The organism is Parasphingomonas halimpatiens (assembly GCF_036663795.1).
In the GTDB taxonomy this organism is placed as follows: domain Bacteria; phylum Pseudomonadota; class Alphaproteobacteria; order Sphingomonadales; family Sphingomonadaceae; genus Sphingomonas.
This window is the reverse complement of sequence record NZ_JAXOJP010000005.1, coordinates 208,368-231,338: the sequence shown is the minus strand read 5'-3', so window position 1 is coordinate 231,338 and position 22,971 is coordinate 208,368. Positions and strand designations below refer to the sequence as shown.

Genomic DNA, 22,971 nt, shown 5'->3' with positions numbered 1-22,971 from the left:
GGCACGACGCAGTCGCGCGACGCCGCTCATGGCGAGGCCATGCGCCGCGCGACCTCGGCTTCGACGGCGGCGACGAAACGCGTCTTGTCGACGACCGCCTGCTTCGCGCTTTCGCGCGCGACGCGTTGGCGACCCTCGGCGACGAGGCGGGCGATGTCGATTTCGGGTTCATCGGGCGTGCGCGCCCAGGGTTTGGGCCGGCGGATGGCGAGCCAGTGCAAGGCAGCGCGGACATCGGCGGGGACATGGACCATGAAGGGCATGGCGATCGGCGCGCCGCCACGCGGGGTGACGATCTTTTCCGCGACATAATCGTAACCGACCGAACGCTGATATAGCGCGCGCTCGACGCGATCATCGGCGGCGTCCTTGCCGACGCGCACGGCGGCGGTGAAATCGTCATGGAGCAGGCACCAGCGATAAAAGGTGCGGACCGAGATGCCGAGGATATCGGCGACCTCGATATCGGTCGCGCCGTTGCGGCACAGCCGCCGGGCGGTGGCGGCGTATTCGGGCTTGTAGGGGGTGGGGTGTCCGGCGGGCATGGCGGCGGGAGATAGTAGGTGTGCGTGGGATGTTGAATCACGCTGTGGGGTTGAGTTGGCGAGAGGTCGGGAAACTGGCTCGCGGCCGTTTTCGCGGAGATCTGTCGAATTTAACATAGCTGCCCGCCGGGGGTTGGATAGTTTTGTCAGGGGTCGGCAGGAGGGTTATATTTCTCCGTGCTCCGGGAGTTCGGGTTAAGGGTTGTTGCACCCGTCACCGGAATCCAATCTTCATCAGGCTAGAGCGATTTTCTGGGTATGTTGAGCGAATGCTTGCGTATCTGTGAAGGAAAAATGATCATGAAAGATGAGTGGAAGAGTTTTGCTTGGGCTCGTAGGTGTGTAAATCAGATAATATTTGGAGCTTCCTTCGGCGCTTTGTTTGGCTTAGTCGCTAGTTTTTTCAAATCAGGGCCAATTTCGGTCCTGTATATAATGCATTCGGCAATATTATTTGCCACTTCTGCTGCAATTATAGCGATAGTGTTAACAATATTTGTTGCGACGGAATGAATGGATTACGGTGCCACATGCACCACCGCCTAAATAACCCGCGTCCAGTCCGCCTTAGCGCGCGGCCAATCGACTTACGCCGATAATCTTGCCTGGAGCCCGGACGCGATACCTTCATCGTTGACCTCGCCGATACCGCAGTGCAGCATCGCCCCATGGCCACCCTCCCCTCGATCGCCAACAACGCCGATGTGCGCTTTCTCGGGCGCCTGCTCGGCGATGTGATCCGCACCTATGGCGGCGAGGTGCTGTTCAAGCGTACCGAATATATTCGCGCCACCTCGGTCGACCGGCATCGCGGCATTGCCGATGAGGGCGCGGTCGACCTCGGGATCGATCGGCTCAGCCTCGACGAGACGCTCGATTTCGTGCGCGGCTTCATGCTGTTCTCGATGCTCGCCAACCTGGCCGAGGACCGCCAGGGCATCGCCGCCGAACAGGGCGCGACGGTCGAGGCGGCGCTGGCCAGGCTGGCCGGCGAAGGCATCGACCATGACAAGGTGATCGCGCTGCTCGACCGCGCGCTGATCGTGCCGGTGCTGACCGCGCACCCGACCGAGGTGCGGCGCAAGTCGATGATCGACCATCGCAACCGCATCGCCGAGCTGATGGCGATGAAGGATGCCGGGCGCAGCGAGACGCCCGATGGCGACCTGGTCGAGGAGGCGATCCTGCGGCAGATCGCGCTGTTGTGGCAGACGCGCGTGCTGCGCCGCGAGCGGCTTTACGTCACCGATGAGGTCGAGACCGCGCTGAGTTATCTGCGCGACGTGTTCGTGCCGGCGCTGCCTGCGCTCTACCAGCGCTGGGACCGCGCGCTGGGGGCGCGCGTGCCGGCCTTTTTGCGCCCCGGCAGCTGGATCGGCGGGGATCGCGACGGCAACCCCTTAGTCACCGCCGACTCGCTCGCCACCGCGCTGGCAAAGGCGAGCGAGGCGGTGCTCGTTGCCTATCTCGATGGCGTGCACGCGCTCGGTGCCGAACTGTCGATCTCGACCGAGCATGTCACGGTCGATGCCGAGGTGACGGAACTTGCCGAAGCGAGCGGCGACACCGCGGCGAGCCGCGCCGACGAGCCCTATCGCCGCGCGCTGTCGGGCATTTATGCCCGGCTTGCCGCGACGCATCTCGCGCTGACCGGCAAGCCGGCACCGCGCCCGGGCAAGCTCGACGGCGCGCCCTATCCCGACCCGCAGGCATTTCGCGCCGACCTGAAGGACGTCGCCAAGGGACTGCGCGACGGCGCGCTCGGCACCGGCGGGGCGCTGGGGCGCCTGATCCGTTCGGTCGAGATTTTCGGCTTCCATCTCGCCACGCTCGACCTGCGGCAGAACAGCGCGGTGCATGAGCGCGTCGTCGCCGAGCTGCTCAAGGTCGCCGGGGTCGAGGCGGATTACGCCATGCTTTCGGAATCGCAGCGCGTCACGCTGTTGCGGCACGAACTGTCGAGCGCGCGTCCGCTGGCCAGCCCGTTCGCGACCTATTCCGATGAGACCGCGTCGGAACTCGCCATCGCGCATGCCGCCGCGGCGGCGCACCGCCGTTACGGGCCAGGGTGCATCACCAACTATATCGTGTCGATGGCGCAGTCGGTGTCCGACCTGCTCGAGGTGCATGTACTGCTCAAGGAAGCGGGCCTCTATTGCCCGGGCGATCTGCCGCACGCCGCGATCATGGCGGTGCCGCTGTTCGAGACGATCGGCGACCTCGAGGCGGCACCGGGCATCATGGCCGAATGGTTCGCGCTGCCCGAGGTCCGCGCGCTGGGGGCGCAGCGCGGTTATCAGGAAGTGATGATCGGTTATTCCGACAGCAACAAGGACGGCGGTTACCTGACCTCGACCTGGAGCCTGTCGCGCGCCTCGACCGCGTTGAAGCCGGTGTTCGAGGCGGCCGGGGTGGCGATGCAGCTGTTTCACGGGCGCGGCGGCGCGGTTGGGCGCGGTGGCGGATCGGCCTTTGCCGCGATCCGCGCGCAGCCGCCGGGGACGGTGCAGGGGCGCATCCGCATCACCGAACAAGGTGAGGTGATCGCCGGCAAATATGGCACGCGCGAGAGCGCCGCGGTCAACCTCGAGGCGATGGCGTCGGCGACCTTGCTCGCCAGCCTCGAACCCGATGCCTTGTCGGCGAGCGACACGCGACGTTTCGGCGCGGCGATGGACGCGCTGTCGGCGACCGCGTTCGAGCAATATCGCGCGCTGGTCTATGGCACCGAGGGGTTCCGCACCTTTTTCCGCCAGATGACGCCGATCGCCGAGATTGCGGGACTCAAGATCGGCTCGCGCCCGGCGAGCCGCACCAAATCCGACCGGATCGAGGATCTGCGCGCGATCCCCTGGGTGTTCAGCTGGGCGCAGGCGCGGGTGATGCTGCCGGGCTGGTATGGCGTCGGACAAGCAATCGCCGCGTTCGAGGACAAGGCGCTGCTTGCCGACATGGCGCAGGGCTGGCCGTTCTTCGCCGCCTCGCTCGCCAATATGGAGCAGGTCATCGCCAAGTCGGACATGGGCATCGCCGCACGTTATGCCGAACTGGTCGAGGACAAGGGCCTGCGCGACGCGATCTTCCCGCGCATCCGCGATGGCTGGCACGAGGCGCAGGACGGGTTGCTGGCGGTGACGGGGCAGGCGCATCTGCTCGAGAACCATCCGGCGCTCGACGCATCGATCCGGCTGCGGCTGCCCTATATCGAGCCGCTCAACCTGCTGCAGATCGAACTGATGAAACGCCACCGCGCCGGCGAGGACGATCCGCGGGTCGGCGAGGGGATCTTGCTGTCGATCAACGCGATCGCGACGGCGTTGCGGAACAGCGGGTAGCCTTCTTGATCCTCCCCGGCACGGGGAGGGGGACCGCGCGCTTTTTCAGCGCGTGGTGGAGGGGCTGGTTGGTCGAAAGCGTGCATCGCATGGCACGGGAGCTTTCGCCGGCAAACGGCATGATCACTTTCGAGGCTTGGTCGCTCCCGACCAGCCCCTCCACCGCTGCGCGGTCCCCCTCCCCGTTCCGGGGAGGAATTTTCTAGTCCCGAAACGGCGCCGCGATCTCGTCGCGGACGCGGTGCAGGCGGCCGGTGGCGCGGTCGAGCATCGCCCAGGTCGTCACCGCCTCGACCTTGACCTTGCCGTCGGCGCCGGTGAAGCGGACGTGGCGATCGAAGCGCGCGCCCTTGGGCGGATCGGGCACCCAGGTTTCGCCGGTCACCGTCTCGCCGGCAACGACATTGCCGCGATAGTCGATCTCATGCCGCGTCACGACCCAGACATAGGCCGTCTGGTGCTCGGGCGGTGCGACCGCCGCCCAGTGCGCGACGGCGATGTCCTGGATCCACCGCACCCATACCGCATTGTTGACATGGCCGAGCTCGTCGATGTCGGCATCGGTTGCGGTGATGGAGACGGTGAAGCGCGTCATCCCTCGACGCCGAGTTGCCACAGCACGAAGGCATGCTCCTCGGCCGCCTCGCGCAGCGACTCGAAGCGGCCCGACTTGCCGCCATGGCCGGCGCCCATATTGGTCTTCAGGAGCAGCAGGCTGTCGTCGGTCTTGGTGGCGCGCAGCTTCGCCGCCCATTTGGCCGGCTCCCAATAGGTCACGCGTGGATCGTTGAGGCCGCCCGAGATGAATAGCGGCGGATAGGCCTGGGGCTTCACATTGTCATAGGGCGAGTAGGAGCGGATCAGCTCGAACGCGGCCTTGTCCTCGATCGGGTTGCCCCATTCGGGCCATTCGCCCGGGGTCAGCGGCAGATCGGCATCGAGCATGGTGTTGAGCACGTCGACGAACGGCACGTCGGCGATGACCGCGCCCCAAAGCTCGGGATCGCTGTTGACCACCGCGCCCATCAGCTCGCCGCCGGCGGAGCGGCCGGCGATCGCGATCCTGCCGGGCGAGGTCCAGTTGTCGGCGATCAGGCCCTTCGCTACGTCGACGAAATCGTTGAAGCTGTTGGTGCGCTTTTCGAGCTTGCCGTCGAGATACCATTGCTGGCCGAGATCGTCGCCGCCGCGGATATGCGCGATGGCATAGGCAAAGCCGCGATCGAGCAGCGACAGCCGTCCGGTCGAAAAGCCCGGCGGGATGGCATAGCCATAGGCGCCATAGGCGTAGAGGAAGAGCGGTGCCGAGCCATCGCGCGGAAAATCCTTCGGATAGACGATCGACACCGGCACTTCGGTGCCGTCGCGCGCGGTGATCTTGAGGCGTTCGGTGCGATATTTGCCGGCGTCGTAACCCGAGGGGATTTCCTGGACCTTCAAGACCTTCAGCTCGCCGGTCGCGACGGTGTAATCATATTCGGTGCCCGGCGTGACCATCGATTCATAGCCGACGCGCAGCACCTGCATGTCATATTCGGGGTTGTTGCCGAGCCCGGCATCGTAGCTCGCCTCGGGGAAGACGATGCGTTGCGGCGCGAGATGCTGGTCGTAACGGTGGATCTCGATCTGATCGAGCCCGTCCTCGCGGCCATCGACGATGAAGAAGTCTTTGAAGCACTCGACGCCGGTCATGTAGAAATGGCGCGACGGGGCGATCAGCTCGGTCCATTCGCCCGGCGCCGCAATCGGCGCGGTGCACAGCCGGAAGTTCGGATCGGTATCGTTGGTGTGGATGAACAATGTCCCGTCATGATCATCGACGTCATATTCGCGGCCGACCTGGCGCGGCGCGACGAGCAACGGCGCGGCGAGCGGATCGCTTGCCGGGAGCAGCCACACCTCGCTGGTGACATGATCGCCCGTGGCGATGACGATCCATTGCCGCGAGCTGGTTTCGGAGACACCGACGCGGAAGCCCTCATCGGCTTCCTTGAACAGCTCGACATCGTCGGCGACCGGCGTGCCGAGGCGGTGGAAGCGGACATTGTCGGTGCGCCATTGCTCATTGGCGAGGCCGTAGAGAAAGCCGCTGTCATCGGCTGCCCAGACGATCTCCGACAACATGCCGGGGATGACATCGGGGAGATGCTCGCCGGTGACGAGATTTTTGACGCGGACCTCGAAGCGTTCCGAACCATTGTCGTCGATGGCATAGGCCATCAGCGTGCCGTCATTGCTGACCGAGAGCGCGCCGAGCCGGAAATATTCCTTGCCGGCGGCTAGCGCGGGCTCGTCGAGGATCAGCTGGTCGTCGCCGCCAGCGACGGGCTTGCGCCACCATTTGCGATATTCGCCGCCGGTCTCGAAGGCGGTCCAGTAGAGCCAGTCGCCATCCTTTTGCGGGACCGAGGAATCGTCTTCCTTGATGCGGCCCTTCATCTCTTCGTAGAGCCGGTCGACCAGCGGCTTGTGCGGCGCCATGACGCGCTCGAAATATTCGTTCTCCGCCGCGAGATAAGCGAGCACGTCCTTGTCGGTCACATCGGGGTAACCGGCATCCTTCAGCCAGGCCCAGGGATCGTCGATGGTGATGCCGTGCGTGGTGAAGCTGTGCGGCCGCGTGTCGGCGACGGGGGGCGTGAGGTTTTCGGTCATGCCGGGAGCCCTATCGCGCGCGGGGCGGCGGCGTCGAGAGCAAGTTGCGCACCGGCCTGTCATGGCGCAGTAACGTGCGTCGTAGACTGTGCGCGTGTGGACGCCAGTACCCTGCGCCCAAAGCATTACCGGACGGGGAGGAACGACATGCGTGTTGGAACGTGTCTTGTGGCGCTGGCGACGCTGGCGCTCGCGTCGTGCAATCAGGCGGCGGACCCGATCAAGATCATCGGATCCTCGACCGTCTATCCCTTTACCACCGCGGTGTCGGCAGCGTTCGTCGAGGGCAAGAAGGGCGCCAAGCCGATCGTCGAATCGACCGGCACGGTGGCGGGCTTCGAGACCTTTTGCAGCGTGCAGGGCGGCGCCGACATTGCCGACGCTTCGCGCCGGATGACGCTGGCCGAGTTCCGCAAGTGCCAGGCCAACCATGTCGGCGACGTGCTGGAAATCCCGATCGGACTCGACGGCATCGCGCTCGTCGACTCCAACGCCGGCCCCAAGCTGACGCTGAGCCGCAAGGACCTTTATCTCGCGCTCGCCGCCAACCCGATGGGCAAGCCGAACCGCGCGAGAACGTGGAAGGACGTCAACCCGCAACTGCCGCCGATCCCGATCCAGGTCATCGGCCCGCCGGCGAACAGCGGCACGCGCGACGTGTTCGAGCAGCTGATCCTGCAGCCGGGCTGCGTCGAGGCGATGCCCGAAGCCAAGGCGCTGCTGAGCGCGAGCGACCCCGCCAAGCTGCACAATGCCTGTCGCGCGATCCGCAAGGATGGCCCCTTTAGCGAGCGCGGCGAGGATTATGCCGTGATCATCCAGAAGCTGGAGCAGAACCCCAACGCCCTTGGCGTGTTCGGCTATTCCTATCTCGAGCAGAATGCCGGCAAGCTGCACGGCGTGCCAATCGAGGGCATCGCGCCCGACCAGGCGACCATCAGCAGCGGGAAATATCCCGGCGTGCGGACGCTGTATCTCTACGTCAAGGCGACGCACCTGAAGACGCGGCCGGCATTGCAGGATTTTCTCAATCTCTACGCGACGATGTGGGGACCGGGCGGCGAGCTGGCCCAGCGCGGCCTGATCGCGATGTCGGACAGCGCGCGGCAGCGGGCGGCCGACACGGTCAAGAACGCGACGCCGCTCGACGAGGCGACGTTGCTCTGAATATTGCCCCGGATCAGGGACTCGGCGTCAGGCCTGGGTGAGGCGGTCCTGCCAGGAGCGATAATAAGCGCGGAGCTTGTCCGCGTCGGTGCCCAGCGAGTCGAGGCCTTCGAGGAAAGCATCATGGGCGCGGCGCAGCGCCTCGGGGTGCCGCGAGCGGGCGAGCGTGGCGTTGTAGGTCAGCGCGAGATTATAGTCGGTGGTCGCGAGATCCCAATTGGTACAGATCAGCGAGCGGCTGGCCGAGAGGCTGCCCGAGCAGGAAAAGGTCTGGACGCGCGACCCGGCGCGCGGATCGGGCAGCGTCGGGTCGGCTATCGTGACTTGCGTGTCGTTGCGCGAGGCGCCGCTGCCGCTGGCGAAGAGGCCGCCCCAGTCGCGGACCTTGCCGCTGATATCGAGTGTCGAACCACGCGGGCCGTCCGTCGTTGCATCTGCGTGCTCATCACCGGCAGACCGCGCTTTCGCGCCCGGCGACAACAACCATGCGGCACCGACGATGAGGAACGCACCGACCAGACCAAGGCCACCGATACCGACGAGGAGGCCGCGCACGGCGCCGCCGCGGCTCACCTTGAGCGGGCAGCGCTCCGACGAACAGCGCACCAGGGAAGGCTTGCTGATGTCACGCTTGCAATAATCGCATTCGGACCGTGCCATGTTGCGGCATGTGCCAAAACTAGGTTAAAAATCCATGTCGCGACCGCAACGGTGTCGGCACCGGCACCACAGGCGCCGCACGGACAATCAGTGGAAGCTGACATGCGCCGATAGCGCGACGCCGGCGATGTTCAGCGCAATCGCAGCGCCATGCTCGGCTGGCAGCCCCTGCCGCGCGGGCGCGAACGCCATACCGAGCGCGAGGAAGGCGCCGATAATCGCGAGCGCGACGGCGGCGGCAGGACTGGTGCCGCGCAAGACCGGCGCGCCTGATGGACGACCCCCGGGGCTCACGATCGCACCATCGGCGCGAACGCGCGCTGTGTATCGGGGAGCGACGCCCCGGTGCCGAACAAGACCATCATCAGGCCGCCCAGCACCTGCTCCACCGGTGCCAGTCCGGCAAGACCTGCCACCATCGACAGCGCGCCCGCGCCGGTCATGGCGACGCTACCGAGGCGAAAGCTGCGGTGACGCCATGGCGCGGTGCCAATAGCGGCGCCGAGCAGCATGCCGGCGAGGCCGATGGCCGCGAGCAGCCCGATGGTGATCGTGACCAACAATGTTCCCAACATCGTCATTCTCCCAAGGCGAGGCGCGATGCCTCCCTGACAAATAGTCATGTACCCCTTACCTTGAGTGGTGTCAAGCAAGGCGGCGTTGTTATATTTCGCGTACCCAAGCGCGAAAGGGGGTGCTAAGTGAGCACTCACGTCCGGGTCTTGAAGGACGACCCGTTTTCGAACTTGGAGGATGGCTTGCAGTTCCGCCTTACATATCAAGGGCTCCTGCTGGCGGAGAACAATCGCGGCGCGATCACCAACGCGAGAGCCGACCACAAGCAGATGATCCGCAAGGCGTTCCATCGGCAACTAAAGAGACTTTGGAGTATCAGCCCCTTCCTGTCTCTGTCAGAGCAGCCAAATTCTCACAAAGTTGGATGGCCGAATGTTGCAAAGACATCGGTCCCGGCCCTCGCAAATAGATTTGCAAGAAACGGATATAATTTTGTTCCGCTGATAACACGTGATTTGAATGTGTCTTGCGAGGTGTCAGTTTTGTTTTTGAGAAACGACCCGCCGGGGAGTGTTATTAAATCAGGGGATATAGATAATAGATTAAAGACTCTATTCGACGCTTTAACTATGCCATCAGACGGCGCTCAATTGGGAAAATTCACAACCCCAGATGAAGATGAAATTCCATTTTTCTGCCTTTTAGAAGATGACTGCCTAATTACCAAGGCATCTGTGGAATCTGATACTATGCTTGAGCCGGTTAATATTGACGATCCCTCTAATTCCGCACGCGTCATTGTGACAATTAGAACCGGCTTGCTGCGAGTTTCATCAGATAACATCGGGTTTTTATGAGATTATCGCGCCTCTTTGGTTTTGATCCGCGCTAGGGCGCGTTCAAAAGCGCCATCAGCCTCTGTGGGGTTTAGTTCTCCAGCGTCCACGAGATCGCGAACGGCCTGCTTGAACCGCTCGCTCTGCTCCTCCTGGGTTTCGTTCCGCTTCTTCTTTGGCATGGCGATCAGGCTTTCCCAGCAGTCGTTTGATAGGTGAGGCGCTTGCCGACGACACCAGCCAACAGGATATCGGCGCGCTCGGTATCGTTGACGCCGAACGCAACACGGTTGGTGTAGCGGAAATCGAACTCAGCAAGGTAACGGTGCAGATGCTGCGACCCGCAATGCTGATAGATGCCCTTCATCCCGCGCTTGAAGATTGAGAAGAAGCCTTCGACGGTGTTGCTGTGGATGGTCACGTCGCCCTTGCGGACGTACTCGCCGCGCGCATGATTGACGGTGTGGTGCGCGCTGTAGCGAGCGCCGACAGTCTTGTAGTGGTGCGCCTCGTCGGTCATCAAAACAGCATCGGGCGCCATGTGCCGCGCGAGGATCGGGCCGATCGACTTGTGCGAGAAATGGCCGGTAAAAACGACCGACGAAGCGCGGCCAGTGTTGCGGTCAATCAGGCTCACGACCTTGTTCATGTTGTGGATCGCAAGGCGGCTGGTCCCGCCAGTGTGTCCGATGAAAGTCTCGTCCGCCTCAACGAAGCCGCCGCCCGCGCCGAACATGCCGGTTGCGCCCGACTTCATAGCTTCGCGGATGCGGTGCGACATGAACCAAGCGGTTTTGAGGGTGACACCCAAAGTGCGGTGAAGCTGGTTCGAGCTGATGCCCTTCTTGCTGCCGGCGATCAGGTACATCGCCTGAAGCCAGAGGTTCATGGCAACGTGCGACGCCTCGAAGATGGTTCCAACCTTCACGGTGAAGGGCTTGCGGCACTGGTAGCACTTGTAGGCGCCAATGCGGGTGGACTTGCCCTGCATCTTGCTGATGCGCTCCACGCCACCACAGTGCGGGCAGACCGGACCGTTCGGCCAGATGCGCGCCTCAACGTAAGCGTAGGCCGCTTCTTCGTTGTGGAAATGCGGGGCGGAAAGTGCGGAAACCATTGGTCTAACTCCTATGAGCAGACCTTACGCTTTTGCTTGGGTACGTCAAGTATAATAACGCCAGCAAGGCTGACTTTTGGCGACAAATAATTTGTTCGAAATGACAAGTCCGCCGCCGCGCGCCGCGCCGCATGACCGCCAGAACCTCCGCCCGCCCCCTTGCCGCAGCGATTTTCCGGTCGCACATGCGGGGCAACGATGGCACGTCGTCCATGCCGCCCGAGGAGCCGACCCAATGTCCACCCACGCCGCCCGCCTCGCCGCCCTGCGCGACCAGCTCAATCATGACCGGCTCGATGGCTTTGTCGTCCCGCTGACCGACGAGCATATGTCGGAATATGTCGGGGCCGATGCCCAGCGGCTCGCCTGGCTGACCGGCTTCCAGGGTTCGGCCGGCTCGGCGGTGGTGCTGCCGCAGGAAGCGGCGATCTTCACCGACGGGCGCTATACGCTGCAGGTGCGCGAGCAGGTCGATGGCACCAACTGGGCCTATGTCGATGTGCCGGCGACCAGCGTGGCGTCGTGGCTCGGCGACCACGCGCCGCAAGGCGGGCGGATCGGCTATGATCCATGGCTGCACACCCGCGCCTGGGTCGAGGAAGCGGGCAAGGCGCTGTCCGAGCGCGGCGCGACGCTGGTCGCGGTCGATACCAACCCGGTCGATGCGGTGTGGCCCGACCGCCCTGCCCCGTCCGACGCGCGGCTGGCCGTGCAGGACGACGAACGCGCCGGGCAGAGTTCGGCCGAGAAGCGCGCGGCGATCGCCGACTGGCTGGCGACCCGCAAGGCCGATGCGGTGGTGCTGTCGGCGCTCGATTCGATCGCCTGGACGCTCAACGTGCGCGGGACCGATGTGGCGCATACGCCGGTCGCGCTGGCCTATGTCGTGGTCGATGCGGATGGCACCGCCGAACTGTTCGTCGCGCCGGAAAAGATGAGCGACGCGGTAGCGCAGCATCTCGGCAATGCGGTGAGGGTACGCGACCGGGCCGAATTCGCCGGGGCGCTCGGCCATTATGCGGGGAAGCGCGTCGCGGTCGACCCCGAGCGCGCGGTGGCGGCGATCTTCGGCGGACTCGAGGCAGGCGGTGCGACGGTGCTCGGCCTGCGCGACCCGACCGTGCTGGCCAAGGCGATGAAGAACCCGGCCGAGATCGCCGGCCACAAGGCGGCAAGCGCGCGCGACGGCGCCGCGCTGGTCCGCTTCCTCAAATGGGTCGAGGCCGAGGCGCCCAAGGGCGGGCTGACCGAATTGTCGTGCGTCGCCAGGCTGCAGGAATTCCGCGAGGCGACGGGTGTGCTCAAGGACACCTCGTTCGACACCATCTCGGCGACCGGGGCGCATGGCGCCAGCCCGCATTACCATTCGACGCCCGAATCGAACGCGCCGCTGCTGCCGGGTCAGCTCTATCTGGTCGATTCGGGCGGGCAATATGCCGACGGCACGACCGACGTGACGCGCGTACTACCGGTCGGTGAGCCGAGCGAGGAGATGCGCGACCGCTTCACCCGCGTGCTCAAGGGCCATATCGGCCTTGCAACGGCGATCTTCCCCGAGAGCACCAATGGCGGGCAGCTCGATTCGTTCGCGCGGCGGCCGTTATGGGAGGCGGGGCTCGATTTCGCGCACGGCACCGGCCATGGCGTCGGCGCCTATCTTTCGGTGCATGAGGGGCCACAGCGCATCGCCAAGCCCAACTACCCGGGCGGCGGCCCGTCCGAGCCGCTGCGGGCGGGGATGATCATCTCGAACGAGCCGGGTTATTACAAGGCCGGCGACTATGGCATCCGGATCGAGAATCTGATTCTCGTCGTCACGCGCGACATCCCCGGCGGCGACGCCCCGATGCTGGCGTTCGAGACGCTGACCTTCGCGCCGATCGAGCGCTCGCTGATCGTTCCGGGGTTGCTGACCCAGGCCGAGCGGCGCTGGCTCGACGCCTATCATGCGCAGGTGCTCGATGTGCTGGGGCCGCAGCTCGACGCTAGCGAGCGCGCCTGGCTGCTGGAAAAGTGTGCGCCGATCGGCGGTTAAGGCTTTTCGTCCAGCGGTGGCGGCGGCGCATCGTCGCGCACGCCCCGCGCCTGCGTCTTGCGACGGCGGAGATTTTCGCGCAGCGCCGCGGCGAGCCGGGCGGCCTTGTCGTCCTTGCTGTCCACGTCGGCACTCTATTACCCGGCGCCGTGCCTTGACAATCCCGGCGCCCTCGTCTCTTAGGCGCGCTCTTCCTGCAGGCGCCCGATGCGCCAGCGCGGAGCATGCTGCCGTAGCTCAGTGGTAGAGCGCATCCTTGGTAAGGCTGAGGTCGTGAGTTCAATCCTCACCGGCAGCACCATTTTTTCAATTTGTTGCCGGGCGTGGCTGGCGTCCGCCAGCCCGCTTTCGCCACGGGCGGGACGAACGCGCCGGCCCCTGGCAAGATCACGATCGCCCAACGGGTTGACGATGCGGGCGCCGCTGCCCGATCGGACCCTGCGCTTGTTCGCTCGAAGATTGCCATGAAGGGGAATCCCGCATGATCCTGCTGCTGCTCGCCGCGCAGGCCGTGACGCTCGGTGCGACCAATTACGGAGTCGATGTGCCGATGCCCGCTCCGCAGGGCGCGCCCAGCTTCGCCGACGAGTTTGATGGCAAGACGGTCGACCACGACAAGTGGCGATTCGATGTCGGGCGCAACGCCGAAGGCTGGTATAATAACGAGCGGCAATATTATGCGAACGACCGCGCGGAGAACACACGGATCGAGGACGGGGTGCTGGTCATCGAGGCACGACGCGAGCAACTCTCCAGGGCGCGCTTCCCGGATTGGGGCGGCCAGTCCTATTCCTCCGCCAAGCTCGTTTCGACGCAAACGCTCGGCTACGGCTATTATGAGGTCCGCGCGAAGCTGCCCTGCGGGCGTGGCAGCTGGCCGGCGATCTGGTTGCTGCCGTCGGACGGCCCCTGGCCGGACGCGGGCGAGATCGACATCATGGAGATGGTCGGCTGGGATCCCAATGTCGTGCACGCGACGCTGCACAGCGCCGCGTTCAACCACGTCAAGGGCACCCAGCGCGGTGCCCAGACGCAGGTTCCGACGGCGTGCGCCGCCTATCACCGCTATCAGCTCGACTGGCGCCCCGAAGCGATCATGATCGGCGTGGACGGCCGCGCGTTCATGCGCGTTGCCAACGATCAGCCGGGCGGCAAGGCAGCGTGGCCCTTCACCAAACCCTATGCGTTGATCCTCAATCTGGCGGTGGGCGGTGACTGGGGCGGGCAGAAGGGCATTGACGACACGGCATTCCCGCAGCGCATGGCGGTCGATTACGTACGCTACTGGCGCGCGCGTTGACACCGGCTCCACTCGGGCGGCAGGTCCGGCTGCGGCTCGCTGCCCGACGGCGATATCGCGTTTGCGCTGGATATCATCCCCGACATTCCTCGTTGGCCCGCAATCTTTGACCCGAAGTCGATCGGCCGCACGACGACATTCACCTGGGCGCAGCGCCGCAAGCAAGGTCGCGCGAACCGCTCACCCGTAAATTCGGGGATGACGCCGCGAAATCGCTGTCGCATGGGGCGCCATGATCTGCGTCGGCGACATCAACCTCCATTGTTACGATGACGGCCCGCGCGACGGGCCGCTCACCATCCTGATCCACGGCTTCCCCGAATCGGGGCGGGCGTGGCGCAAGATCATGCGGCAGCTTGGCGAGCGCGGGCACCGCGTGGTCGCACCCGACATGCGCGGTTATGGCGACAGCGACGCCCCGCTCGGCATCGCCGCCTATGCGCTCGACATACTGGTGGGCGACGTCGTCGGGCTGGCGGATGCGCTCGGCGCCGAAACCTTCATGCTGGTCGGGCATGACTGGGGCGGGATCATCGCCTGGGCGGTCGCCGCGCGGCACCCGGAACGCCTCAAGCGGCTCGTCATTCTCAACGCGCCGCATCTCGACACCGTGGCAAGCGAGCTTCGCCGGCATCCGCGCCAGATCCTGCGCAGCCTCTATGTCGGGTTCTTCCAGCTGCCGCGGCTGCCCGAGCGCTTGCTGGCGCAGTTCCGCTTCCGCGCGCTACGCCGTTCCCTGTCGCGCACGTCGCGGCCGGGGACCTTTGCCGCTGCGGACCTCGACGCCTATGTCGCGGAATGGCGCCAGCCCGGCCGCCTGACGGCGATGATCAACTATTACCGGGCATTGCGGATTCCGCATGCGCCGCTCGGGCGGATCACGGTGCCGACGCTGATCCTGTGGGGCATGAAGGACGGGTTCCTCGGCGCTCACCTCGCCGACGCCGCCGCCGCGATGTGCGACGATGCCCGCATCGTGCCCTTTGCCGCGTGCACCCATTGGGTGGCGCATGAGGAACCGCGCCGCATCGTCGCCGAGATCGCGCGCGCCTGACAACAGCCGGGCGAAGGGCAGCGGTCAGTGCGCCATCAGGACCGGGATCGGGCAATCGCCCAGCATCGTCCGCGTCACGCCACCGAACAGCGCCTCGACGAAGCGCTGGTGGCTGAAGCCGCCCATCACGAGATAGTCGAACGAGCCGCTCGCGACCTGCGTCGCGATCGCCGCCGACGCGCCGGACGGCCCCGGCTTGAGGCGCAGGATCTCGGGATGGACGTCGTGCCGCGCGAGGTAGCTTGCGGCCTCCTCCGCCGGCGCGGCGATGCTCCCGTCATCGACCTCGAGCACCGTCACCTGGTCGGCCAGCTGGAGCAGTGGCACCGCGGCGTGCAACGCGGCGGCCGCGGCGGGCGAGCCATCCCAAGCGACCAGCGCGCGCCCGAAGACGAAGCGCTGCGCGTCGGGCGGGACCGCCAGGACCGGCTTGCCCGACGCGACGATCAGTTCGCCGGCAATGCCGCGCATATCAGGCAGCGGAAAATCGTCGAGTCGGCGGCTGACGACGATGACATCGGCCAGCGCCGCGACGTCGCCGATACAGGCGGCGAGGTCACCCGTCGCGTCGATCCAGTCCCATGGCACGTCGTCACGCGACAGCCGGGCGGTGAGCCGCGTGCGATTGTCGCGCTCCAGCGCGATGGCGTCCGCCGTCATCTCGGCGACCACGCTGATGCCGACATAATCATTGGCCATCGCAACGGGTGGCACGACGACGTCGAGGCAGGTCAGATGCCCTTCCAAGGCGCGGGCCAGGTCGAGCGCGACCTGAAAGCGGGCCTCCTGCCCGCTGTCTTCGTGGCATAACAGCAGCACGTTTTTCATCGCAGGTCTCCGAATGAGCGGTGGATGGCACGAAGCGTCATCGTGGATGGGCGAGCAGCAGCGGCACCGGGCTATGGCGCAGCATGTCGCGCGTGGTGCCGCCGAACAGCGCCTCGCGGACCGGATGCCGGCCGTAACCGCCCATCACGACATAGTCCGCAGCGAGCGATCGTGCGGCGTCGATCAGCGCCGCGCCGACGCCCTTGCGGTCGCCCGGCTGGTGACGAATGACCGGGTGAACACCGTGACGCCCGCAATAGCTCGCCGCGCGCGCCGCTGGCAGATCCGACTGGCACGCCGCGATCGTCAACAGGGTAACCTGGCGCGCCAGACGGAGCAGCGGCATCGCGGCGCGCAGCGCCGCCGCTGCGCCGGGCGAGCCGTCCCACGCGACCAGCGCATGGCCCGCCGCGGTGAAACCGGGGCTTCGCTCGTCGACCGCCAGAACGGGACAGCGCGCGCGCAGCAACAGATCACCGGTCAGGTGATACATGTCGGGGAAGGTCTCGTTGCCGAGATCGCGATTGACGATGATGAGATCGGCAAGCCGCGCGGCGACGACCACCTGGTCGGCGAGATCGCCGGTGACGTCGACCCAGTCGAACGCGATATCGGCGTCGCGCAGGCGCGGCAGCATCGTGGCGCGATTATGCTGCTCGGTCCGCTCCTCGTCGGCGAGCAGCAGCGCGCTGCCGCCGGACGAGACATAGTCGGTCACCAGTTCGGGCACGATCGCGACGTCGAGACAGGTGAGATGCGCGTCGAGCGCCCGCGTCACGTCGAGCGCCGCAGCGAGCCGCGCCGCCTGACCGCGATCATGATGCATGACTACCAGAAGATCCTTCATCACCGTCACGCCTCCATCACCGGCATCAGTGGTCCGCGCCGCCCGTCACGCGACGACGAGGTTGTCCTTTACCGCCGTCACGCCGGGGGCATTCCACGTCGCCCCTTCGGCGACCTGCCGTTCGCGCCACGAGTTGACATGGCCATCAAGCGTGACCGTCCCGTCCCGCGTCGTGACGATGATCTGGTTGGCATCGAAATCGGCATGGCGCTTGAACGCGGTGACGATGCGATCACGCACATCGGCGGCGGCGGGGACGTGATGAATTTCGATCAGGTTGGTCAGCCCCTGCACGCCGTGAATCCGCGTCGCCGCCTTGCGCGCCGCCTCGCGCTGGAAATTCCATTCGACCGTCCCGCTGAGCGTCACCCAGCCGCGCTCGACCTTGATCTGGATCCGTTCGGTCGGCACGCTGACGTCCCAGGCGATGATATCCTGGACGCGTCGCGCAATCTCGCTGTCGGCGACCTTGGCATCGCCGGGATAATGGACCTGCAATTCCTGCGCGATGGCGATGACGCCTGCGACGCGGCGCGCGGCCTTTTCCGCCTCGATCTTCTGCAGGAAGCTGGGCACGATGCCGGACAGTTCGACGACGCCTTCCTTGACGGCGACACCGATGCGGCTGGAATCGACGCGCGGATCCCATTCGAGTTCGGCTATCACGTCGTGCTGAATCTGCAGGTCGGTCTTCATGGCGCTCTTCCCATCCCGATGACGCGAAGCGTGACACCCCGCGCTGCCCCGAACATCGCCCCGACACCGCCCGGCGGCCTATCCGCAATGATCCCTAGGTAGACATGCGTAGCGGTGCCTTGGCGGCGTGGCGTGCGACCGCGCCGGCCGCCTCGAGGCGCCGCGAAGCGTCGAGCAGCCGGGCACATGTCGCCCGCGCGGTTTCGCGGACGCGCTCGAGCTGCGCCTCGGCATAGGCCGCGCTCAGCCCCTCGACGATCGAGTCGATATGAACATGCTCGGTGCCGGCGAGACCGAAGACCGTCGCCAGATAACGGTCGAACGCCTCGCGCAGCGCGATCGACTGGCCGACCTCCGCCAGCCACGTCTCGCTCGACGCCGAGGTCGAGAAGCTCAGCATGTGCCGCCCGGCGAGGAAGCGATCATCGGCGCGCAGATGCTCGCGATTGGGTTTGAAGCCAGCGCCGAGCACGCGATCGACATAGCCCTTGATCATCGCCGGCGGCAGCCCGAACCAGATCGGATAGACGAACACCAGCGCGTCGCAGTGCCGGATCTCGGTCAGGTCGTAGAGCACGGCGAGCTCGGGCGGCTCGGGAATGGTTTCGAGGATCGGATCGAAGCGCAGCGCATAGAGGTCGCGCAGCACCGGCACCTGGCCGCAGGCGTGGACCGTGTCGCAATAGGCCTTGGCAATCTGGTGGTTGAAGCTGCCGGCATGCGGGTGCGCGAGCACCACGAGATGGCGGATCGGGTCGATCGACATGAGCGTTCTCCAGAACGCGGCGGGCGGTCCGAGCCAGGCGGCGCCGCGCCGCTGCTTATGGGCTAGGCGGGCGCCGCGGAGCGGGGAATGCGGGAAAACCCGTATTCCGTCGCGGCGTCGCAGACGGCAGATTCGATCGACGGCGCCGCGCATAAGGCGGCGGGAGGATGCGATGCACGTCTATCATGCCGATCTCGCGACGCAGGCGGTGCCGCGCTACACCAGCTATCCGACGGCGGCGGCGTTCGACGACCGCGTCGGCGCGCTTGCCCAGGCCGGGGCGCTGGCGGCGATCCCGCTCGACATGCCGGTCTCGCTTTACGTCCACATTCCCTATTGCCGCGAAATCTGCTGGTATTGCGGCTGCAACACCGGCGCGATCGGCAAGGCGGAAAGACTGCAACAATATCTCGCCGCGCTGCGCGCCGAGATCGCCACCGTCGCGCAGCGCATGCGCGGCAAGGTGGTCGCGCTGCATTTCGGCGGCGGCAGCCCCAATGCGCTGTCACCCGACGACTTCGTCGCGCTGGTCGCCGAGTTGCGCCGTGCCTTCGCGATCGACGACGACGCCGAATGTGCGGTCGAGCTCGACCCACGCCATGTCGATGCCGATTATGCCGCTGCACTGGCGCGTGCCGGCGTCACCCGCGCAAGCCTGGGCGTGCAGACGCTGGCGATCCGGGTGCAGGCGGCGATCGGGCGAATCCAGCCGCGGCGGATGATCGCCAATGCCTTCGCCGCGTTGCGTGACGCCGGGATCGCGCGGGTCAATGCCGACCTGATGTATGGCCTGCCGGGCCAGACGCTCGACGACATCGCCGCGACGATCGCAACGATCACGCCGCTCCAGCCCGACCGCGTCGCGATGTTCGGCTATGCCCATGCGCCGCAGATGTTCCCGCGCCAGCGTCGCATCGCGCAGGACGATCTGCCCGATGCCGAGGCACGTTTCTGGCAAAGCGCGCTGGCCTATGACCTGCTGTGCGAAGCGGGTTATGCCGCGATCGGCTTCGACCATTTCGCCAGGCCCGACGATTCGCTGGCGATCGCGGCTGCCACAGGGCGGCTGCGGCGCAACTTCCAGGGCTTTACCGACGAACCGGCCGACGCGATCATCGGCCTCGGCGCCTCGGCGATCAGCCAGTTCGACGGGCTGCTGGTGCAGAATGAGAAGCATGTCGGCAGTTGGCGGTTGCGCGTGTCGAACGGTCTGCTCGCCGGGAGTCGCGGCGTCGTGCGCAATCACGATGACCGGCTGCGCGGCGAGATCATCGAACGCTTGCTGTGCGATGGACAGGTCGATGTCGCGGCGATCGCCGCGCGGCACGGCCTAAGCGCCGCGCCGTTGGGCGAGGCGCGACCTGCCTTGCTGGCGCTGGCGGCACGCGGGCTGATCGAACTGCGTGACTGGACGGTGCGGATACTGCCCGAGGGCCGGCCCTATGCCCGGTTGGCGGCGGCCGCCTTCGATACGCGCCGGGCCAGTGCCAGGGGACAGTTCAGCCAGGCGGTATAGAAACGCAAAAGAACCGCGCACCGGATAGCGGGTGCGCGGTTCTGCGAGATATTGGTGGCCACATCGCTTCTAGCCGAAGATCGCCCGCCATCTTCGATGACGCCTACGTATTTACCCGTAGCGCGACCGGACTCCCCGCCCCCTATGACGCGGGCGGGGAGTGCCGATGCATCGACGCCTTGCGTTACAGTCTGATACCGAGACCGATACCCGCGACGATCGGGTTGAGGCGCACACGCACGGTGTTGACGGCAGCGCCCGTGTTCAGCCGCGCGGTCGTCCGGATCGAGATGTATTTGACATCGAGATTGACGAACACCTTCTTCGAAATATCGACATCGATGCCGGTCTGCAGCGCATAACCGAAGCTGTCGTTGAGATGGACGTTGGTCGCGCCGATCGCGGTGACAAGTTCCGAGCTCGCCTTGGACGAATAGAAGATGGTGTAATTCGCGCCCGCGCCGACATAGGGACGGACATGCGATTGCGGCGCGAAATGATATTGCAGCGTCAGCGTCGGCGGCAGCACCCAGGTGCTGGCCAGCTTGCCGACCCCGGCGAGCGTGCTGCGTCCCGTGACGTTGTGCTTGGTCGTCGCCAGAATCAGCTCGGCACCGATATGGTCGGTCGCCATCCAGGTGAAATCGACCTCGGGCGCGAAGCTGTTGTCGACGCCGACCGAACTGCCGGGAAAGCTCGGGGTCACCGCGCCGGAACTCTCGTTCGGCGCGACGATGATCGCCCGCGCACGGACCAGCACGTCGCCAGCCTTGATCTGGGCTGCCGCCGGGGTCGCCGCAACCACGGCCATTGCCGCGCCGGCCAACATCACTTCGAAACGCATCATCTTTTCCTCCTGCTGTTGGCGCAGCGAGTAGGCGGGTCGAGTCCAGGCTACTTTGATGATGCGCAAAGCAGGCGCTACGTAGATGCGCGTATCGGCCATGGCGCCGGCGGGGAGACGATGACGGCGTGACGGAAATCCAGGACACGACGCGAGATGCCGCGATGGCGCTGCTCGACCGGACATTCGCTGATCGCGCGATGTGCCTGCTCGACGATGCCGGGGTTATCACCCACTGGAGCCAGGGAGCCGCGACGATGACCGGCTGGAGCGCGCCCGAGATGGTCGGCGCGCGGATCGACCAGCTCTACCCGGCGGGTGACAGGCGCGACGGTGCCCCCGCGCGCGATCTGGCTGCGGCGCGCGCCACGGGAACGTGGCGGCAGGAGGTGTGGCGTGTACGCCGCGACGGCACCGAGTTCTGCGCCGATGCCACGCTGACCGCGCTGACCGAAAGCGACGGCACCGCGCGTGGTTTCGGGCATCTGCTGCACGACATCACCGACCGCATGGCAACGGAAAAGGCGCTGGAGCGGAGCGAACGGCATTTGCGCTCGATCCTCGCCACCGTGCCCGATGCGATGATCGTGGTCGACGAAAGTGGCGTGATCATCTCGTTCAGCGCGGCGGCGGAGCGCCTGTTCGGCCTCACCGAAGCCGATGTGGCGGGGCGCAATGTCAGTATCCTGATGCCGGTTTCGGACAGTGCGCGGCACAATGACTATATCAGTCGGTACCTCGCGACCGGCGAACGGCGCATCATCGGCATCGGCCGGATCGTCGTCGGGCGACGCGGCGACGGCAGCGAATTCCCGATGGAATTGTCGATCGGCGAGGCGATGAGCGACGGGCAGCGCATCTTCACCGGCTTCATCCGCGACCTGACCGAGCAGCAGCACGCCGAATTCCAGCTCAAGGAACTTCAGTCGGAGCTGATTCACGTCTCCCGCCTCAGCGCGATGGGCACGATGGCCTCGACGCTGGCGCATGAGCTCAACCAGCCGCTGACGGCGATCGCCAATTATCTCGAGGCCGGGCGCGACATGATCGACGACGGCGATGCCGAGATGCTGCCGACGGTGCGCGAGGCGATCGACCTCGCCGCTACCGAGGCGCTGCGTGCCGGCGCGATCGTCCGGCGATTGCGCTCCTTTGTGGCGCGCGGCGATGTCGACAAGCGCGTCGAAGGCCTTGCACCGCTGGTCGAGGATGCAAGCCGGCTCGCGCTGATCGGCGCGCGCGAGCGCGGCGTGCGCGCCTTTTACGCGCTCGACCCGGCAGCACGCACGGTGCTCGCCGATCGCGTCCAGATCCAGCAGGTCATCGTCAACCTCGTGCGCAACGCGATCGAGGCGATGAGCGACAGCCCCGCGCGCGACGTGACCATCGCGACCGAAGTGCTGCCCGACGACATGGTCCGGATCGCGGTGAGCGACACGGGACCGGGAATAAGCCCCGATGTCGCGGTGCATCTTTTCGAGGCCTTCGCAACGACTAAGGATAGTGGTATGGGTCTGGGACTCTCGATCTGTCGAACGATCGTCGAGGCACATGGCGGCCGCATCTGGGCCGAGGCGAGCGCTACAGGGGGGACGATCATGCAATTCACCTTGCCGTCGGGAGAAGCATGATGAGTGCGGAACGCCGGGTCATTCATCTGGTCGACGATGACGAGTCGGTGCGCCGTTCGGCCGGCTTCCTGTTGCGGACCTCGGGCTTCGTGGTGCGACCGCATGCCTCGGGCGTCGCCTTCCTGAAAGAGGCGAAGGCCGCCCCGACCGGGTGCATTCTGCTCGACGTGCGCATGCCCGAAATGGATGGGCTGGAGGTGCAGCGCGAGCTCAACGCGCGCGGGATCGCCATGCCGGTGATCGTGCTGACCGGGCATGGCGATGTCGGCATTGCGGTGCAGGCGATGAAGGCGGGCGCAGTCGATTTCATCGAAAAGCCGTTCGACAAGGCCACGCTGATGGCGGCGATCGACGCGGCCTTTGCGCGGATCGAGAATGCCGACGCGCAGGCCGCGTCGGAACATGCCGCGAGCGTGCGCATCGCCGGGCTGACGCCGCGCGAACGCGACGTGCTGCAGGGGCTGGTACGCGGCCATCCCAACAAGACGATCGCCTTCGACCTCGGCATCTCGCCGCGCACGGTCGAGGTCCACCGCGCCAATCTGATGGAAAAGCTCGGCGTCCACAGCCTTTCCGAAGCGCTGCGCATCGCCTTTGCCGCCGGCCTGGAACAGCGGGATTGA

The 22,971-nt window shown here is 65.8% G+C and carries 22 protein-coding genes and 1 tRNA gene; 10 read left to right on the top strand and 13 right to left on the bottom strand.

Annotation, left to right across the window (positions count from 1 at the left end):
- Positions 1 to 26: 26 nt before the first annotated feature.
- Positions 27 to 545, bottom strand: coding sequence for a helix-turn-helix domain-containing protein (locus tag U1839_RS07930; protein WP_332803111.1), 519 nt, complete (start codon positions 543 to 545; stop codon positions 27 to 29).
- A gap of 668 nt (positions 546 to 1,213) precedes the next feature.
- Between U1839_RS07930 and ppc the strand changes: the two genes are divergently transcribed.
- On the top strand, positions 1,214 to 3,880 hold the full coding sequence (gene ppc / locus U1839_RS07925) for a phosphoenolpyruvate carboxylase (protein WP_332803110.1): 2,667 nt from the start codon (positions 1,214 to 1,216) through the stop codon (positions 3,878 to 3,880).
- A gap of 202 nt (positions 3,881 to 4,082) precedes the next feature.
- Here ppc and U1839_RS07920 read toward each other — a convergent pair whose 3' ends face one another.
- Together U1839_RS07920 and U1839_RS07915 are read right to left on the bottom strand one after the other, a co-directional pair.
- Entirely contained in the window at positions 4,083 to 4,475 is a 393-nt protein-coding gene (locus tag U1839_RS07920) for an acyl-CoA thioesterase (protein ID WP_332803109.1), read from the bottom strand.
- Complete coding sequence (locus U1839_RS07915; RefSeq protein WP_332803108.1) at positions 4,472 to 6,535, bottom strand: S9 family peptidase; 2,064 nt, start codon at positions 6,533 to 6,535, stop codon at positions 4,472 to 4,474. The genes U1839_RS07920 and U1839_RS07915 overlap by 4 nt, the downstream gene beginning before the upstream one ends.
- Before the next feature lie 147 nt (positions 6,536 to 6,682).
- On the opposite strand from U1839_RS07915, the gene U1839_RS07910 reads away from it, so the two are divergent.
- A complete protein-coding gene (locus tag U1839_RS07910) occupies positions 6,683 to 7,702 on the top strand; it encodes a substrate-binding domain-containing protein (RefSeq protein WP_332803107.1) in 1,020 nt (339 codons plus the stop codon).
- Between the two features lie 27 nt (positions 7,703 to 7,729).
- Here U1839_RS07910 and U1839_RS07905 read toward each other — a convergent pair whose 3' ends face one another.
- The 3 genes from U1839_RS07905 to U1839_RS07895 form a co-directional block, all read right to left on the bottom strand.
- Positions 7,730 to 8,362 carry a lysozyme inhibitor LprI family protein gene (locus U1839_RS07905; protein WP_332803106.1) on the bottom strand — a complete coding sequence of 211 codons (633 nt, stop codon included), beginning with the start codon at positions 8,360 to 8,362 and terminating at the stop codon, positions 7,730 to 7,732.
- 87 nt (positions 8,363 to 8,449) lie between these two features.
- Positions 8,450 to 8,620, bottom strand: coding sequence for a hypothetical protein (locus U1839_RS07900; RefSeq protein WP_332803105.1), 171 nt, complete (start codon positions 8,618 to 8,620; stop codon positions 8,450 to 8,452).
- Positions 8,621 to 8,652: 32 nt separating this feature from the next.
- The gene (locus U1839_RS07895) at positions 8,653 to 8,943 is read right to left on the bottom strand and encodes a hypothetical protein (protein ID WP_332803104.1); all 291 of its coding nucleotides are present in this window, start codon (positions 8,941 to 8,943) and stop codon (positions 8,653 to 8,655) included.
- A 120-nt stretch (positions 8,944 to 9,063) separates the two neighbouring features.
- Between U1839_RS07895 and U1839_RS07890 the strand changes: the two genes are divergently transcribed.
- Entirely contained in the window at positions 9,064 to 9,735 is a 672-nt protein-coding gene (locus U1839_RS07890; protein WP_332803103.1) for a hypothetical protein, read from the top strand.
- Between the two features lie 166 nt (positions 9,736 to 9,901).
- On the opposite strand, the gene U1839_RS07885 is transcribed toward U1839_RS07890, so the two are convergent.
- Entirely contained in the window at positions 9,902 to 10,831 is a 930-nt protein-coding gene (locus tag U1839_RS07885) for an IS1595 family transposase (RefSeq protein WP_332803102.1), read from the bottom strand.
- 235 nt (positions 10,832 to 11,066) lie between these two features.
- On the opposite strand from U1839_RS07885, the gene U1839_RS07880 reads away from it, so the two are divergent.
- Positions 11,067 to 12,866, top strand: a complete 1,800-nt coding sequence (locus U1839_RS07880; protein ID WP_332803101.1) for an aminopeptidase P family protein — start codon at positions 11,067 to 11,069, stop codon at positions 12,864 to 12,866.
- On the opposite strand, the gene U1839_RS07875 is transcribed toward U1839_RS07880, so the two are convergent.
- Complete coding sequence (locus tag U1839_RS07875) at positions 12,863 to 12,991, bottom strand: hypothetical protein (RefSeq protein ID WP_332803100.1); 129 nt, start codon at positions 12,989 to 12,991, stop codon at positions 12,863 to 12,865. The two genes, U1839_RS07880 and U1839_RS07875, sit on opposite strands and share 4 nt — an antisense overlap.
- Positions 12,992 to 13,092: 101 nt before the next feature.
- Here U1839_RS07875 and U1839_RS07870 point away from each other — a divergent pair.
- The 3 genes from U1839_RS07870 (at position 13,093) to U1839_RS07860 (ending at position 15,220) form a co-directional block, all read left to right on the top strand.
- Positions 13,093 to 13,167 (top strand) — tRNA-Thr (locus U1839_RS07870).
- A gap of 180 nt (positions 13,168 to 13,347) precedes the next feature.
- A complete protein-coding gene (locus tag U1839_RS07865) occupies positions 13,348 to 14,166 on the top strand; it encodes a glycoside hydrolase family 16 protein (RefSeq protein WP_332803099.1) in 819 nt (272 codons plus the stop codon).
- 232 nt (positions 14,167 to 14,398) lie between these two features.
- Positions 14,399 to 15,220 carry an alpha/beta fold hydrolase gene (locus tag U1839_RS07860; protein WP_332803098.1) on the top strand — a complete coding sequence of 274 codons (822 nt, stop codon included), beginning with the start codon at positions 14,399 to 14,401 and terminating at the stop codon, positions 15,218 to 15,220.
- A 24-nt stretch (positions 15,221 to 15,244) separates the two neighbouring features.
- Here U1839_RS07860 and U1839_RS07855 read toward each other — a convergent pair whose 3' ends face one another.
- From U1839_RS07855 to U1839_RS07840, 4 genes are all read right to left on the bottom strand, one after another.
- A complete protein-coding gene (locus tag U1839_RS07855; protein WP_332803097.1) occupies positions 15,245 to 16,048 on the bottom strand; it encodes a universal stress protein in 804 nt (267 codons plus the stop codon).
- 37 nt (positions 16,049 to 16,085) lie between these two features.
- Positions 16,086 to 16,895 carry a universal stress protein gene (locus U1839_RS07850; protein WP_332803151.1) on the bottom strand — a complete coding sequence of 270 codons (810 nt, stop codon included), beginning with the start codon at positions 16,893 to 16,895 and terminating at the stop codon, positions 16,086 to 16,088.
- 45 nt (positions 16,896 to 16,940) lie between these two features.
- Entirely contained in the window at positions 16,941 to 17,591 is a 651-nt protein-coding gene (locus U1839_RS07845) for a BON domain-containing protein (RefSeq protein WP_332803096.1), read from the bottom strand.
- Positions 17,592 to 17,685: 94 nt separating this feature from the next.
- Positions 17,686 to 18,357 (bottom strand): NAD(P)H-dependent oxidoreductase, encoded by a 672-nt coding sequence (locus U1839_RS07840; RefSeq protein WP_332803095.1) that lies wholly within the window; start codon positions 18,355 to 18,357, stop codon positions 17,686 to 17,688.
- Positions 18,358 to 18,529: 172 nt separating this feature from the next.
- Between U1839_RS07840 and hemN the strand changes: the two genes are divergently transcribed.
- Positions 18,530 to 19,873 (top strand): oxygen-independent coproporphyrinogen III oxidase, encoded by a 1,344-nt coding sequence (gene hemN, locus U1839_RS07835; RefSeq protein ID WP_332803094.1) that lies wholly within the window; start codon positions 18,530 to 18,532, stop codon positions 19,871 to 19,873.
- A 184-nt stretch (positions 19,874 to 20,057) separates the two neighbouring features.
- Here hemN and U1839_RS07830 read toward each other — a convergent pair whose 3' ends face one another.
- On the bottom strand, positions 20,058 to 20,717 hold the full coding sequence (locus tag U1839_RS07830) for an OmpW/AlkL family protein (RefSeq protein ID WP_332803150.1): 660 nt from the start codon (positions 20,715 to 20,717) through the stop codon (positions 20,058 to 20,060).
- Between the two features lie 164 nt (positions 20,718 to 20,881).
- Between U1839_RS07830 and U1839_RS07825 the strand changes: the two genes are divergently transcribed.
- Together U1839_RS07825 and fixJ are read left to right on the top strand one after the other, a co-directional pair.
- Positions 20,882 to 22,348, top strand: a complete 1,467-nt coding sequence (locus U1839_RS07825) for a PAS domain S-box protein (RefSeq protein WP_332803149.1) — start codon at positions 20,882 to 20,884, stop codon at positions 22,346 to 22,348.
- The gene (gene fixJ, locus U1839_RS07820; protein ID WP_332803093.1) at positions 22,348 to 22,971 is read left to right on the top strand and encodes a response regulator FixJ; all 624 of its coding nucleotides are present in this window, start codon (positions 22,348 to 22,350) and stop codon (positions 22,969 to 22,971) included. Before U1839_RS07825 ends, fixJ begins: the two co-directional genes overlap by 1 nt.

Excerpts from the sequence above, each read along its gene's own strand:
- ppc (WP_332803110.1), top strand. The coding sequence starts at position 1,214 with ATGGCCACCCTCCCCTCGATCGCCAACAACGCCGATGTGCGCTTTCTC.
- U1839_RS07885 (WP_332803102.1), bottom strand. The coding sequence starts at position 10,831 with ATGGTTTCCGCACTTTCCGCCCCGCATTTCCACAACGAAGAAGCGGCC.
- hemN (WP_332803094.1), top strand. The coding sequence starts at position 18,530 with ATGCACGTCTATCATGCCGATCTCGCGACGCAGGCGGTGCCGCGCTAC.
- U1839_RS07905 (WP_332803106.1), bottom strand. The coding sequence starts at position 8,362 with ATGGCACGGTCCGAATGCGATTATTGCAAGCGTGACATCAGCAAGCCT.
- fixJ (WP_332803093.1), top strand. The coding sequence starts at position 22,348 with ATGAGTGCGGAACGCCGGGTCATTCATCTGGTCGACGATGACGAGTCG.
- U1839_RS07850 (WP_332803151.1), bottom strand. The coding sequence starts at position 16,895 with ATGAAGGATCTTCTGGTAGTCATGCATCATGATCGCGGTCAGGCGGCG.
- U1839_RS07865 (WP_332803099.1), top strand. The coding sequence starts at position 13,348 with ATGATCCTGCTGCTGCTCGCCGCGCAGGCCGTGACGCTCGGTGCGACC.
- U1839_RS07830 (WP_332803150.1), bottom strand. The coding sequence starts at position 20,717 with ATGCGTTTCGAAGTGATGTTGGCCGGCGCGGCAATGGCCGTGGTTGCG.
- U1839_RS07895 (WP_332803104.1), bottom strand. The coding sequence starts at position 8,943 with ATGACGATGTTGGGAACATTGTTGGTCACGATCACCATCGGGCTGCTC.
- U1839_RS07840 (WP_332803095.1), bottom strand. The coding sequence starts at position 18,357 with ATGTCGATCGACCCGATCCGCCATCTCGTGGTGCTCGCGCACCCGCAT.
- U1839_RS07825 (WP_332803149.1), top strand. The coding sequence starts at position 20,882 with ATGGCGCTGCTCGACCGGACATTCGCTGATCGCGCGATGTGCCTGCTC.
- U1839_RS07910 (WP_332803107.1), top strand. The coding sequence starts at position 6,683 with ATGCGTGTTGGAACGTGTCTTGTGGCGCTGGCGACGCTGGCGCTCGCG.
- U1839_RS07845 (WP_332803096.1), bottom strand. The coding sequence starts at position 17,591 with ATGAAGACCGACCTGCAGATTCAGCACGACGTGATAGCCGAACTCGAA.
- U1839_RS07880 (WP_332803101.1), top strand. The coding sequence starts at position 11,067 with ATGTCCACCCACGCCGCCCGCCTCGCCGCCCTGCGCGACCAGCTCAAT.
- U1839_RS07860 (WP_332803098.1), top strand. The coding sequence starts at position 14,399 with ATGATCTGCGTCGGCGACATCAACCTCCATTGTTACGATGACGGCCCG.
- U1839_RS07915 (WP_332803108.1), bottom strand. The coding sequence starts at position 6,535 with ATGACCGAAAACCTCACGCCCCCCGTCGCCGACACGCGGCCGCACAGC.
- U1839_RS07930 (WP_332803111.1), bottom strand. The coding sequence starts at position 545 with ATGCCCGCCGGACACCCCACCCCCTACAAGCCCGAATACGCCGCCACC.
- U1839_RS07920 (WP_332803109.1), bottom strand. The coding sequence starts at position 4,475 with ATGACGCGCTTCACCGTCTCCATCACCGCAACCGATGCCGACATCGAC.
- U1839_RS07855 (WP_332803097.1), bottom strand. The coding sequence starts at position 16,048 with ATGAAAAACGTGCTGCTGTTATGCCACGAAGACAGCGGGCAGGAGGCC.